This is a genomic window from Halorubrum miltondacostae (assembly GCF_041379815.1).
Lineage (GTDB): Archaea > Halobacteriota > Halobacteria > Halobacteriales > Haloferacaceae > Halorubrum > Halorubrum miltondacostae.
The window spans coordinates 250,629-263,292 of record NZ_JBEDNY010000002.1 but is presented as its reverse complement, the minus strand read 5'-3'; the positions used below and the strand labels follow the sequence as shown (position 1 = coordinate 263,292).

Here is a 12,664-nt window from a genome sequence, read left to right as displayed (position 1 = left end):
TTCGGGGCGACCGCGGCGGCTACGACGACTTCTCTCCCGGCGCTGGCTCGGACTCGGCGCCCGACTGCGGGTCGGGGTCGGCGTCCGGTCCGGACCCGCGCGCGTCCATCATGTCCGCGGCGCGGGTCGCCCAGCCCGAGTAGCGGAACCCGGCGACGACGACGAGCGCCATCCACGCGTAGGCCGCGGAGACGCCAACGTACGCGCCCGTCGGCCCGAGTCCGAGCGTGCGCCCGAGCAACCACGAGAGCCCGAGGAAGAGGCCGAACATCGCCGAGAGGCGCGCGACGAGCGGGATCCGCGTCTCGCTCGCGCCCTGGAGCGACCCGGAGAGCGCGGAGAAGCAGGCGAGGGCGGCCCCGGCGACCCCGTACACCCGCGCGAAGTCGACCGCCGAGGCGACCGTCGCCGCGTCGTCGGTGAACACCGGGACGATCCGTGGCGCGGCGACGACGAGCCCGACGCCAATCGTCCCGACCGTGAGCACGCCGAGCCCGGCGACCGCCCACCCGTTGAACCGCGCGGCCTCCGGGTCGCCCTCGCCGAGCGCCTGCCCGACGAGCACCGACGCCGCGACGTTGTAGCCGCGCGAGAGCGGGCCGGTCACCTGCTGGTAGACCCGGCGGCCGATCTGGAAGCCGGCGTTGATCGTTTCGCCGAAGCCCAGGAGGAGCGCGTTGAACGGGAATTCCGCGATCTCGGAGCCGAACCCCTCCAGCACCCGCGGGGTGCTCACGACGAGGAGCTGCTTTGCGATGGTGAGATCGCGCGGCCACGCGAAGTCGGCGTCGGTCCACGACCCCCAGATGGCGAAACAGAGCAGCCCGGCCGTGAGCACGTTCGCGCCCGCGGTGGCGAGGCCGACGCCGAGGACCTCCAGCCGCGGGAGGCCGAACAGCCCCAGCCCGAGGACGGCAGAGCCGACGATGTTGACCGAGTTGGCGGCGATGTTGACGTACATCGGCGTGCGGGTGTCGCCGGTCCCCTGGAGCGCGCGGGCGCCGACGAGGGCGACGTGCCTCGCTGGGGCGGTCGCGAAGACGACCGCGAGGTACGTCGAGCCGAGGTCGACGACCGCGGGCGAGGTGCGCTCGCCGACGAGGCGGCCGAACACGTCGATCGCGAGCTCGCCGAAGAAGAACCCGAAGAGGACGAACGGGATCCCGGCGAGCGCGCCGAGCAGGATCGCCTGCGTCACCGCCTCGTCGCGGTTCTCCGCGGCGCCCGCGCCGGTGTCCTGCGATGAGAGCGCGATGGCGCCGCCGCCGAGGCCGAGCCCGATCCGCAGCGGGAACCGGGCGTACAGGTCCGCGAGCCCGATCGCGACGACCGCGGCCGGCGAGAACAGCGCGGTGACGAGGATGTCGGTCGTCCGCATCGCGGTGCGGAACGTCTGCTCGGCCATCACGGGCCACGCGAGCGAGAACACGCGCTTCCAGACGCGCCGCAGCCGCGGGAAGTCCATCTGTCGCCCTCGACGGTCGCCCGGGGTATTGATATACCGAAGCCGGTCGGCGTCGCCGGGACCCGACGCGGCGGGGAGCGACGGGTCCTCCCGCCCCGACTGACCGCATCGCCCCGAACGCGCCCGAACGTTGAAATCCGCGAGCGACCCACGGACCCCATGGACGTCTTCGTGTACGGCACGCTGACCGAGCCAGAGGCCGTCGCCGAGGTGGCGGACTCGTTCGTCTTCGTCGGTCCCGCGACGCTCACCGGCCTCCGGCTGGTGGAGGGGCGGTACCCGACGCTCGCGCCGGGCGGCGAGACCGCGGGGCGGCTCCTCCGGACGGAGGAGATCGACGCGCTCGATGCGTACGAGGACGTCGACGGCGGCCTGTACGTCCGCGAGACCGTGCCGCTCGACGCGCCGGCTGACTACCCGGAGGCCGCCGCGGTGTACGTCGGCGACCCCGACCGCCTCAACGCGGACGTGACGTGGCCGGGGACCGGACCGTTCGGCGGACGAGTGCGATCGGTACTCGACGACCGCGACGTGCGGGTTCGGCTGACCCCCCGAGATCCCGTCTGACAGAGCGATGACGGCCGCGCTGTCGTGCGGTTTCACTTTTACTCCGGTAGCCGCACCTTTTTGTATTCCCGTCGCCTCATTTTACTCGCACGTCACACGCGTGCATTCCCCCCTTATCACCCGCGAGCCTGTCGCTCGTCGATCCGTATCGGCGCGGCGGCCGCGACCGCCGTCGCTCCCGAGCGCTCGCGCCCGACCGGAACCGATTAGCGGGCGGCGCGGCGACGGGGTGGTATGCTCAGTCTCGCCGATATCCGCGAGGCCCGCGAGCGGGTCTCGGACGTCGCCCGGCACACGCCGTTGGAGCGGTCGCGGTCCTTCTCCGAGATGAGCGGCGCGGACCTCCACCTCAAGCTGGAGAACTTCCAGCGCACCGGCGCGTTCAAGATCCGCGGCGCGATGAACCGGATCCAGACGCTCTCGGAGACGGAGCGCGAGGCCGGCGTCGTCACCGCGAGCGCCGGCAACCACGCGCAGGGCGTGGCGCTGGCGGCCAGCCGCGCGGGCGTCGACGCCACCGTCGTGATGCCGAAGTTCGCGCCCGTCTCGAAGGTGAAGGCCACCCGCGGGTACGGCGCGAGCGTCCGACTGGAGGGCGTCGACTACGACGAGGCGCAGACGTACGCGCACCAGTTAGAGCGCGACGAGGGCCGGACCTACGTCCACGCGTTCGACGACCCGGTCGTGATGGCCGGGCAGGGGACGCTCGGCCTAGAGATCGTCGACGACTGCCCCGACCTCGACACTGTGGTCGTCCCGATCGGCGGCGGCGGGCTGATCTCGGGCGTCGCGGTCGCGATCAAGGAACAGCTCCCCGACGTGCGCGTCGTCGGCGTTCAGGCCGAGGGCGCGGCGTCGGCTGCGAAGTCGCTGGAGGCGGGCGAGGTCACCGAGATCGACAGCGTCGACACGATCGCCGACGGGATCGCGACGCGGTCGGTCGGCGACCGGACCCTCGAGATCATGGAAGAGTACGTCGACGAGGTCGTCACCGTCGACGACCGCGAGATCGCCTTGGCGCTCACGCTCCTCTTGGAGCGCGCGAAGACGCTCGTCGAGGGCGCCGGCGCGGTCGCGCTCGCCGCGGTGCTCTCGGAGGCGTTCGAGTACGACGACGGCGAGACGGTCGTGGCCGCGCTCTGCGGCGGCAATATCGACCTCAACCGCCTCGGCACCGTCGTCCGGCGCGGGCTCGTCCAGATGGGCCGGTACCTCAAGATCACCATCGACCTGAAGGACCGGCCCGGCGAGTTGGAGCGCGTCTCCAGCATCGTCGCGCGCACCGGGGCGAACGTGTACGCGGTCCACCACGACCGCACCTCCCGCGACGTGGCCGTCAACGCGGCCGAACTCGAGCTTGAATTAGAGACCGACGACGCCGAACACGCCGCCGACATCGTCGACGCGCTTGAGGCCGAGGGGTACGACGTGGAGATCCTGTCCTGAGCCGGACGGCGACGGCGACCGTCCGCGGACGGAATCGCGGCGCGTGCCCCCGATCGACCGGGAGTTCGACGGCAGTCCCTCAGTTCACGCCGACGTGTTCGTGCCGTTTGTCGCTGAGTCCGGAGCCGAGGCGCTGCCGCTCACGCTCGCCGAACCGCCGAGAAGCGAGCGGTTTGAGTCGCCCCGCAGCGTCGTGACCGGCTCGCCGTCGTGTTCGACGATCAGGGTCCACGGGTCGTCGCCAGCGGGAATCCGCATCGTGCCGTTGTAGCGGACGGCGCCCGAGCACGACCGGGTCGCGTTCCCCGTCTCCTCGATCGGGACGTCGAGGATGTAGGCCGACTCATTCAGCCGTTCGAACGTCGGGCTGCCGACCGCGTGCGAAGGCCCCGGCAAGGAGACGTTCCTGACGTACGTGATCTCCGTGTTCGCGGCGCCGACGCTCACGGAGGTCGAGCTATTCGCCGAGAAGTCTTCGGGGCAGTGCGCCCCGGCCGAGTCGAAGGCTACCAGCGCCGGCGGATCGCTCGCGTCGCCGAAGAGGCCGCCGACTCCGCCCGGCGCGGCGCCGCCGAGGGCGACGACGCTCCCGGCACCGACCAGTCCCACCAGCACAAGCGCGGCGACGGCTGCTGACAGCCCACGTCGATCCATTTCGTTTCGAACGACTGGAGAGCGGGGTGTAACACCTGCTATGAGTCAAAGAACGACTTGACCTACCGCATCGAGCGCTGGGATTCCTAGAAAGCGGATCGGACGCGCGGTGGACCGCCCGGGATCGCGAACGCCGCTCAGTCGTCGGCGGCCGCGGCGTTGACCTCGCCCTCGTACAGCTCGCCGGCGCGCTCGCGCTCGGAGAGGTACTCGTCGGCGTCGAGCGCCGCCTTCACGCCCATGCCGCCGGCGGTGGCCGCCTGCTGGTAGTGGAAGTCGACCACGTCGCCCGCGCCGAAGAGGCCCTCGACGCCGGTGCGGGTCTGCCCGCCGCCGCGGCCGCCCTCGGTGAGCAGGTAGCCGTCGTCGTCGGTCTCGATGCCGGTCCCCTCGAGGAAGTCCGTGTTCGGCGTGTGGCCGATGGCGTAGAAGACGGCCCCCACGTCGAACTCGTACTCGTCGACCGCGTCGGCGGTCGCGGGGTCGTCGAGCTTCTCCTTGGGGTGGCCGTCGGGGTGCTCGACGAGCGTCACGTGGTCGATGCCGTCCTCGGGGGTGCCGTGGATCTCGGTGAGCTCGGTGTTGAGGAGGAGCTCGATGTCGCCGTCCTCGACCGCGTCCATCGTGCGCTCGATCCACACGTCCTCGGCGCGGAACTCCTCGCGGCGGTGCGCGACGTAGACGGTGTCAGCGAACTTCGTCAGGAAGTTCGCCTCCTCCATCGCGGCGTCGCCGCCGCCGACGACGAGCATGTCCTCGTCGCGGAAGAACGCGCCGTCGCAGGTCGCGCACGTCGAGAGGCCGTACCCCATCAGCTCCTCTTCGCCGGGGACGCCGAGCGTTCGGGCGCTCGCACCGGACGCGGCGATGACGGCGTCAGCGGTGTACACGTCGCCGTCGGAGAGCGCGACGCGGAAGTGGCCCGCGGGCTCCTTCGAGACGTCCTCGATGACGCCGTTGCGCGCCTCCGCGCCGAACTTCTCTGCCTGCTCTTTCATGTCGTTGATCAGGCCCGGCCCGGAGATCCCCTCGGGGAAGCCGGGGTAGTTCTCCACGTCGGTCGTCAGGGTGAGCTGGCCGCCCGGCTCGTCGCCCTCGATGAGCAGCGGGTCGTTGTTCGACCGCGCGGCGTAGATCGCCGCGGAGAGGCCGGAGATACCGGTGCCGGCGATGACGAGTCGGCGGTGGTCGACGATGTCGTCGGTCATTACCCATAGTTGGCCACCGCGTCGTATGTACGTTGCGACCGTTGTGCGATTCCCGCACGACCGCCCCACCGAACCGCCACGGACCCGTTCACCGAACCGCGACGAACACGCTCCGGTCGTCGCCGGGCCCGTAGCCGTCGGCGACGTCGACGGCGCCGAATCCCGCCTCGGCGAGCGCGTCAGCGATCCGCTCGTCCGCGAAGGGCGTCATCCGCCGCCGGTCGGTGAACGGGTCGCCGTCGGGGGTGAACGTCACCGCCCGCCAGTCGAGGCGGCCGTCGTCGGTCGCGACGTGGTGCGCGACGCGGACGTACTCGATCGCCCCGTCGGCGTCGCGGCCGACGTCGAGCCCGGGCCGGTTCCCGTCGGCCGGCAGCGGGGAGTTGTCGAAGACGAGGACCCCGCCCGGTCGGAGGCGGTCGCGGAGCGCGGCGAGCGCGGGGACGAGGTCGTCCGGGGCGAGGTGGTTCACGACGCCGCGGATCGCGACGGCCGCGTCGAACGGCCCGGCGTCGTTCAGGTCCGGCTCCGGGAGGCCGGTTAGACGGAGGTCGACCGCGCCGCGGCCGTCGGTGGCTGACGCGGCGTCGGTCGCGGATACAGCGGCGCACTTCTCCCGCGCGACCGCGAGCATCCCCCCGTGGACGTCGATCGCAGTCACGTCGATCCCGCGGGCCGCGAACCGGCGCGTGTGCTCGCCGGTGCCGCAGCCGACCTCCAACAGACGCTCCGGGTCGACGCCGCGGTCGGCGAGCGCGTCGCTGACGAAGTCGACGTCGCGGTCGTACGCCCAGTCGGACTGGATCGCGTCGTACAGCCGCGGCCGCTCGTCGTAGAGTCCGTCGGGCACGCCGGGCGGATCGGCGGCGAGAAATGAGTGTCTTCCCCAAGTGTGCGACGCGTTCGCAGCCTCAGTCGGTCAAGAACTCCGGCGGGAGCCCGGTCGGCTGGGCCGGGGCGTCGTCGAGCGCCTCGAAGAACCGCCCGGCGACGAACGCCTCGACGACGTCCGGCAGCGACTCCGACTCGGAGACCTCGCTGAGTATCCCGAGCGGGACCTGCGCGCCGGCCATGGCGGCGTGGCCGCCGGCCGACCCGACGGGGTCGAGCGCGTCGCGCAGCAGTTCGCCCGCGTCGAGGTCGGCGCCGCGAGCGCGGGCGGAGCCGTAGATCACGTCGTCCATGTAGCCGTAGACGAACGTCACCGTCACGCCGTCGAGGTCGAGGAGCCGCTCGGCGGCCTGCGCGAGGGCGTCGCGGTCCGTGATCTCGCCGACGCAGGAGGCGGCGACCGACCCGCGCACGTCGCGGTTCTCGATGGCGGCGGCGAGGACGCGCAGCGTCTCCGGGCTCACGCTCGGGCTCTCGACGCGCTCGAGCGTCGACTCGTCGGCGTGCGCGAGCAGGTCGGCCGCCGCCTCGAAGTCGTCGATGGCGGTCGCGCGCGTGAAGTCCTTCGTGTCGATCCGGATCCCGTACAGGAGCGCCGTCGCGAGCTCGCGGTCCGGCGCGATCCCGTACCGCGAGAGGTACTCTGCGATTAGCGTGCTCGCCGCGCCGACCGCGGGCCGGATGTCGGCGAACGACCCCGTGACCGGCCCCCGCGGCGGGTGGTGGTCGACGACGACGTCCACCGGGTGGTCCTCGGGGAGGCTGTCGTTGATCCCCGCCCGCGAGTGGTCGACCAAGGCAATCCCCGCGTACTCGTCGAGGTCGATGTCGTCGAACGAACGAAGGCCGATGTCGAGGAGGTTCACCAGCGCGCGGTTCTCCTGGTGAGCGATCTCGCCGCCGTAGCACGCGTCCGCCTCGACGCCGATCGACGCGGCGATCCGCGCGAGGCCGATCGCGCTCGCGATGGCGTCCGGGTCGGGGTTGTCGTGCGCGACGACCAGCAGCGGCCCGGAGAGCCCCCGCAGCGTCGCGAGCAGCCGAGCCGGCTTCTCGCCGCCCTCGTCGCCGAGGGGCGCCTCCGCGCCGTCCTCGGACCCCTCTTCGACGCCGGGCTCTCCGTCGAGCCCGACCGCCTCGAAAACGCGGTCGGCGACCGCCGCCGCGGGGTCGACCACGCGGTCGGCGACCGCCGCGACCGCCGTCCGCTGCTCGTCGGTCGGCGTCGTCCCGAGGTGCGCGACGATCATCGCGTCCGGGTACGCCGCCCGGGCTGCGCGCGCGGCGGCGACGTTTCGCGCGGGATCGTCGCTCGCGACCAGCACGACCGCGGCGCTGTCGGGATAGGTCGCGGGGTCGGTCGGGTCGGCCTCAACGGTGGCGACGTTGCGGTCGCGCAGCGTCGACACCCAGCCGGTGTCGTCGGTGACCGCCACCAGGTCATCGCGCGCGCCGCCCTCGTCGCGGGTGTGTTCGACGAGCGCGTTCCCGACCGCGCTACAGCCGAGCAGCAGGCGTCGGGTCATACCGGCGCGAGGGCATCCCGAGCCAAAACGCTGCCGTCGGCGCGGCGCGGGGTCGCGGCCGGCCCGGGCGGGCACCGATCCCGGGTCACTCCGCGTCCCCCTCGTCGCGGAGCGCGCCGTTCACCGCCGCGGCGACGTCGACCGCCGCGCGGTTCTCGGCGACGTCGTGGACCCGGACGATGTCGGCGCCGCGGTCGGCGGCGAGCGCGGACCCCGCGACCGTCGCGTGCTCGCGGTCGTCGGCCTCGCGCCCGACCGCGCCATACAGCGACTTGTGGGAGTGACCGACGAGGACCGGACAGCCGAGCGCCGCGAACTCGCCACAGCGCGCGAGCAGTTCGAAGTCCTCAGCCGGCGACTTGCCGAAGCCGAGCCCGGGGTCGACGATGACGCGGTCGCGGTCGATGCCCGCCGTGTTGGCCATCGCGAGGCGCTCGCGCAGCGCGTCGACGACCTCGCCGACCACGTCGTCGTACTCGGGGTCGGCGTCCGGGTCGACCGGCGCGTCGAGGCTGTGCATCACGATCACCGGGCAGTCGGCGTCCGCGACGACCGACCGCATCTCGGGGTCCTCCAACCCCGTCACGTCGTTGATGATGTCCGCGCCGGCGTCGAGGGCCGCCTCGGCGACCGCGGACTTCCGGGTGTCGACCGAGACCAGCACGTCGCCGGAGCCGACCGCCGGCACGGACTGGATCGCCTCGATCGTCGGGACGACCCGCTCGATCTCCTCCTCGACCGGGACCGGGTCCGCGCCCGGTCGGGTCGACTCGCCGCCGACATCGACGATGTCGACCCCCGCGTCGACCATCCGTTCGACGCCCGCCACCGCGTCGGCGAGGTCGGCGTGCCGCCCGCCGTCGTGGAAGGAGTCCGGCGTGACGTTGAGCACGCCCATCACGGCGGTCCGGTCGCTCCACGGGAACTCAGGGGCGGGCGCGTCGTCCGCGGATTCCGGACCACCGTCCGGCGCTTCGACCCCGGCGGCCGCGGCGAGGTCGGCCGCCACGCCTCCGAGTCCGCCGCCATCGCTCGCGGCGAGCCGGTCGACGAGCGCGCGGAACTCGGCGACCGTCCCCGCGACGGTGACGGGGACGTGCTCGCCCCCGGCGCCGCGATCCTCGCCGGCGCCGAGTCCACCGAGCGCTGCGTCGCCGCCGACGGCACGGGCCGCGGCCGCGACGCGCTCGGCTCGGTCGCCGCGCAGTCTGAGCGTGAGCGTCCGGTGGTCGACACCGTCGCGGTGCGCCGCGACTCCCTCAGGCGGGACGCCGGCCGTGTTCAGCGCGTGGGCCGCGCCGGCGGGTCCGCGGACCGTCCGCTCCCGGACCGTCCGCATCTGTGCCGCCCGGGCCTCCGCGACCGCGAACAGCGAGCCGACGAGCAGCACGCAGTCGTCCCCGTCGGCGCGTTCGACCGCCACCGCGAGCGCGTCCGCCACGTCGTCGCCGGCGGTGACCCGGTCGATCCCGGCCGTCCGGAGCGCGGCCGCGAGGACGGCTGGGTCCTCGGCGCGGTCGATGGCGGGGCGGCAGGTGACCGCCGTCGCCGCGTCCGGCAGCGCCGCCGCGGTCTCGGCGTGGTCCTTGTCGTGCATCGCCGCGTACACGAGGTGGAGGTCGTCGTAGTCGTACTCGGCGAGCGTCGAAGCGAGCGTGCGGGCGGCGGCGGGGTTGTGCGCGCCGTCCAGCACGGTGAGCGGCGCGGTGTCGATCACCTCGAACCGCCCGGGCCACGTCGCCCGGGCGAAGCCGTCGCGCACGGCGCGGTCGGGGAGGTCCACTCCCAGCGCCGCCGCGGTCCGATCCGCGACGCCGACCGCGAGCGCCGCGTTCGCCGCCTGATGGCGGCCGACGAGCGGGATCCGGTAGGTCCCCTCGCGCTCGCCGGCGAGCGCGACCTCGGCGTCGGTGGCGCTGACCCGCCCCTCGTAGGTCGCCGCGAACGCCGGCGGGTCGGCGGGGTCGGCGTCGCGTTCGTCGCCCTCGTCGAGTTCGCCCTCGCTCCCCTGGCCGTCGCTCTTCTCGTCGGCTTCGTCGTTCGCCCCGTCGTCGCCGGTCACCCGCGTTACCGGCGCGCCCGCCTCGCCGGCGACCTCGCGGACCACGTCGAACGCCTCGCCCTCGCAGGCGGTGACGAGCGGCGCGTCCGGGCGGGCGATCCGGGCCTTCGTGCGGGCGATCTCGGCGATCGTGTCGCCGAGGACCGCGGTGTGTTCGAGCGAGACGTTCGTCACGGCGGTCGCGACCGGGTCGACCGCGCTGGTCGCGTCGTACTCGCCGCCCAAGCCGACCTCCAAGACGGCCACGTCGACGTCGCGCCGGGCGAACTCCTGGACCGCCATCGCCGTGACGACCTCGAAGAACGTGAGCGGCTCGCCGTCGGCGGCCCGGTCGATCAGCCACGGGCGTACCTCGGCGACGAAGTCGGCGATCGCCGACTCGGTCATCTGCCGGCCGTCGACGCGGACGCGCTCGGCGAGCGCGGAGAGGTGCGGCGAGGTGTACAGCCCCACCGAGAGCCCCGCCTCCCGGAGGACCGACTCGGTCAGCCGCGCCGCGCTGCCCTTCCCGTTCGAGCCGGCGATCTGGACGAACGGAACGTCCGCCTGCGGGTCCCCGAGGTGCGCGAGCAGCGCCTCCACCCGCTCCGTGCCGGGCTTGACCGAGAAGCGGCGGAGGTCGAAGAGGAACGCCGCCGCCTCGTGGTAGTACATGTCCTGTGAGTCGGCGGCGCGTCGCTTAGGCGTAACGGACCGGACCGGGGGAACGGTCGCGGCGACCGCGGCCGCGCCGGCGGAGCCGACGCGCCCCGCGTCGACGGAAAAGTAACCCTTACGCGCGCGGCGGCCGCAGTCGGTGACATGGACGAGACAGCGACCGCCGACGCGGCACCCGGGGGGACGGCCCCCGCCGGGTCCGCGGCCGACCCCGTGGTCGCGGGGGAGGGGGTCCGGAAGGAGTACGGCGACGTCGTCGCGCTCGACGGCGTCGACCTCGACGTCGCGGCCGGCGAGGTGTTCGGGCTCATCGGGCCGAACGGCGCGGGCAAGACGACGCTGGTGCGCGCGCTCACGGGGACCACCGAGGCGGCGGGCGACCTGCGCGTCTTCGGCGCGCCGCCGACGGCCGTCGAGCCGTCCCGGATCGGGCTGCTCCCGCAGTCGTTCGACCCGCCCGCGCGGCTCACGGCCCGGGAGCTGGTCGATTACTACGGCGGGCTCTACGACGAGGCCCGCGACACCGAGGCCGTCCTCGACGACGTGGGGATGGCCGACGACGCCGACGCATGGTACGAGACGCTCTCCGGCGGGCAACAGCGCCGGACCTGCGTCGCGACCGCCGTCGTCAACGATCCTGACCTCCTCTTCCTCGACGAGCCGACGACGGGGATCGACCCGGCCGGCCGCCGGGCGATCCACCGGCTGATCGAGCGGCTCGCGGCGGGCGGGACGACCGTCTTCCTCACGAGCCACGCGATGGACGAGGTCGAGCGGCTCGCGGACCGGGTCGCGCTGCTCCGCGACGGGCGGGTCGTTGCGAGCGGCGCCCCCGACCGCCTCGTCGCCCAGCACGGCGGCGCGCCCCGCCTCGACGCCGACACCGCGGCGGCGACGACCGAGGAGACCGTCGAGCGCGTCGCGACCGGCGTCCGCGAGCGCCTCGGCGACGGCCCGACCGTCGAGGCGACCGACGGCGGGCTCCGGGTCCGCGGCGTCCGCCCGGAGGCGATCGGCGACGCGGTCGACGCGCTCGACGCCGCCGGCGTCGCGTTCGACTCGCTCTCGTGGTCCGAGCCGTCGCTGGAGGACGTGTACCTGCGACTCACCGGCGAGGAGTACGCCCGGCGGGGCGGCGAGCGGGCGGCGGCCGAGGCCGTCGCCGACGGGGGCGACCGATGAGCCGCCTCGGGCGGATCCGGACGGAGGCGGTCGCTGCGGCGCGCTCGTTCACGCGCCGTCGGACGGCGGTGTTCTTCACCTTCTTCTTCCCGGTCATCCTCGTCGTCATCTTCGGCGCGCTGGTGCGGACGCAGCCTACCGGCGGCGGCCTCTTCGCCGAGCCCGCGGGCTACTACATCCCCGGCTACCTCGCGGTCGTCGTCCTGTTCACGCCGCTGTCGCGCGTCGGCTCCGAGATCGCGCGCCACCGCGACGGCGGGCGGTTCGAGAAGCTGGCGACGACGCCCCTGTCGCGCGCCGAGTGGCTGCTCGCGCACACGCTCGTCAACGTCGGGATCATCGGCGCGGCGAGCCTGCTCATCCTCGGGCTCGTGCTGGCGGTGACCGACGCGACGCTGATCGTCTCGCCCGCGCTGGCCGTCCTGCCGGTGTTCGTCGCGGTCGCGGTCGCGCTGTTCTGCGGGCTCGGGGCCGTCCTCGGCGCGGTCGCCGACTCGCAGGACGGCGTGATCGCCGCGAGCAACACGGTGGCGCTCCCCCTCCTCTTCCTCTCCGAGACGTTCGTCACCCCGTCGCTGCTGCCGGAGTGGTTCCGGCCCGCGGTCGCCGCCTCGCCGCTGACGTACTTCGCCCGGGGGACCCGGGCGATCACCTTCGAGGGCGGCGCGTGGACCGGCGACCTGCTGGTGTTGACCGCGCTCGCGGCCACCTTCCTCGCGGTCGGCGCGTACGCGGTCCCGCGGACGGAGTGAGAGCGCCGCGACGAGACGTCGTCGCTGCGCCGTGTCGGAACCGTTCATTTATCTTCGCAGCCCGCGTTCAGAGGAGACGAGAGGCAAAGCGTTGACGACCGTTCACTTCACCTGTCCGGACTGCGAGCAGACCATCGAGGTCAACGACGCGATGCGCGAGACGATCCTCGACGCCGGCTGCCCGGTGTGTACCGCGACCGCGACCGAGGAGCACTTCGCCGTGGCGTGCGAGTGACCGTCTCGACGCCCGCGAG

The 12,664-nt window shown here is 73.3% G+C and carries 11 protein-coding genes; 5 read left to right on the top strand and 6 right to left on the bottom strand.

Going from position 1 to position 12,664, the window contains the following annotated elements:
• Positions 1–19: 19 nt before the first annotated feature.
• Positions 20–1,465 (bottom strand): MATE family efflux transporter, encoded by a 1,446-nt coding sequence (locus ABNG04_RS06790; protein WP_371161181.1) that lies wholly within the window; start codon positions 1,463–1,465, stop codon positions 20–22.
• Positions 1,466–1,624: 159 nt separating this feature from the next.
• On the opposite strand from ABNG04_RS06790, the gene ABNG04_RS06785 reads away from it, so the two are divergent.
• Together ABNG04_RS06785 and ilvA are read left to right on the top strand one after the other, a co-directional pair.
• Positions 1,625–2,032 carry a gamma-glutamylcyclotransferase family protein gene (locus ABNG04_RS06785; RefSeq protein WP_371161179.1) on the top strand — a complete coding sequence of 136 codons (408 nt, stop codon included), beginning with the start codon at positions 1,625–1,627 and terminating at the stop codon, positions 2,030–2,032.
• A 234-nt stretch (positions 2,033–2,266) separates the two neighbouring features.
• Entirely contained in the window at positions 2,267–3,478 is a 1,212-nt protein-coding gene (gene ilvA, locus ABNG04_RS06780) for a threonine ammonia-lyase (RefSeq protein ID WP_371161177.1), read from the top strand.
• An 84-nt stretch (positions 3,479–3,562) separates the two neighbouring features.
• Here ilvA and ABNG04_RS06775 read toward each other — a convergent pair whose 3' ends face one another.
• From ABNG04_RS06775 to folP, 5 genes are all read right to left on the bottom strand, one after another.
• Complete coding sequence (locus ABNG04_RS06775) at positions 3,563–4,132, bottom strand: hypothetical protein (protein ID WP_371161175.1); 570 nt, start codon at positions 4,130–4,132, stop codon at positions 3,563–3,565.
• Positions 4,133–4,269: 137 nt separating this feature from the next.
• Positions 4,270–5,340, bottom strand: coding sequence for an NAD(P)/FAD-dependent oxidoreductase (locus ABNG04_RS06770; protein WP_371161173.1), 1,071 nt, complete (start codon positions 5,338–5,340; stop codon positions 4,270–4,272).
• 88 nt (positions 5,341–5,428) lie between these two features.
• Positions 5,429–6,190, bottom strand: coding sequence for a class I SAM-dependent methyltransferase (locus tag ABNG04_RS06765; RefSeq protein WP_371161171.1), 762 nt, complete (start codon positions 6,188–6,190; stop codon positions 5,429–5,431).
• A gap of 61 nt (positions 6,191–6,251) precedes the next feature.
• On the bottom strand, positions 6,252–7,757 hold the full coding sequence (locus ABNG04_RS06760) for a DHH family phosphoesterase (RefSeq protein WP_371161170.1): 1,506 nt from the start codon (positions 7,755–7,757) through the stop codon (positions 6,252–6,254).
• Between the two features lie 85 nt (positions 7,758–7,842).
• Positions 7,843–10,473 carry a dihydropteroate synthase gene (gene folP, locus ABNG04_RS06755; RefSeq protein WP_371161168.1) on the bottom strand — a complete coding sequence of 877 codons (2,631 nt, stop codon included), beginning with the start codon at positions 10,471–10,473 and terminating at the stop codon, positions 7,843–7,845.
• Positions 10,474–10,620: 147 nt separating this feature from the next.
• Between folP and ABNG04_RS06750 the strand changes: the two genes are divergently transcribed.
• The 3 genes from ABNG04_RS06750 (at position 10,621) to ABNG04_RS06740 (ending at position 12,645) form a co-directional block, all read left to right on the top strand.
• Positions 10,621–11,658 carry an ABC transporter ATP-binding protein gene (locus tag ABNG04_RS06750; RefSeq protein WP_371161166.1) on the top strand — a complete coding sequence of 346 codons (1,038 nt, stop codon included), beginning with the start codon at positions 10,621–10,623 and terminating at the stop codon, positions 11,656–11,658.
• Positions 11,655–12,410, top strand: coding sequence for an ABC transporter permease (locus ABNG04_RS06745; RefSeq protein ID WP_371161164.1), 756 nt, complete (start codon positions 11,655–11,657; stop codon positions 12,408–12,410). Before ABNG04_RS06750 ends, ABNG04_RS06745 begins: the two co-directional genes overlap by 4 nt.
• A gap of 91 nt (positions 12,411–12,501) precedes the next feature.
• Positions 12,502–12,645, top strand: a complete 144-nt coding sequence (locus ABNG04_RS06740) for a DUF7560 family zinc ribbon protein (RefSeq protein ID WP_371161162.1) — start codon at positions 12,502–12,504, stop codon at positions 12,643–12,645.
• Positions 12,646–12,664 lie beyond the last annotated feature (19 nt).

Excerpts from the sequence above, each read along its gene's own strand:
- ABNG04_RS06790 (WP_371161181.1), bottom strand. The coding sequence starts at position 1,465 with ATGGACTTCCCGCGGCTGCGGCGCGTCTGGAAGCGCGTGTTCTCGCTC.
- ABNG04_RS06785 (WP_371161179.1), top strand. The coding sequence starts at position 1,625 with ATGGACGTCTTCGTGTACGGCACGCTGACCGAGCCAGAGGCCGTCGCC.
- ilvA (WP_371161177.1), top strand. The coding sequence starts at position 2,267 with ATGCTCAGTCTCGCCGATATCCGCGAGGCCCGCGAGCGGGTCTCGGAC.
- ABNG04_RS06775 (WP_371161175.1), bottom strand. The coding sequence starts at position 4,132 with ATGGATCGACGTGGGCTGTCAGCAGCCGTCGCCGCGCTTGTGCTGGTG.
- ABNG04_RS06770 (WP_371161173.1), bottom strand. The coding sequence starts at position 5,340 with ATGACCGACGACATCGTCGACCACCGCCGACTCGTCATCGCCGGCACC.
- ABNG04_RS06760 (WP_371161170.1), bottom strand. The coding sequence starts at position 7,757 with ATGACCCGACGCCTGCTGCTCGGCTGTAGCGCGGTCGGGAACGCGCTC.
- folP (WP_371161168.1), bottom strand. The coding sequence starts at position 10,473 with ATGTACTACCACGAGGCGGCGGCGTTCCTCTTCGACCTCCGCCGCTTC.
- ABNG04_RS06750 (WP_371161166.1), top strand. The coding sequence starts at position 10,621 with ATGGACGAGACAGCGACCGCCGACGCGGCACCCGGGGGGACGGCCCCC.
- ABNG04_RS06745 (WP_371161164.1), top strand. The coding sequence starts at position 11,655 with ATGAGCCGCCTCGGGCGGATCCGGACGGAGGCGGTCGCTGCGGCGCGC.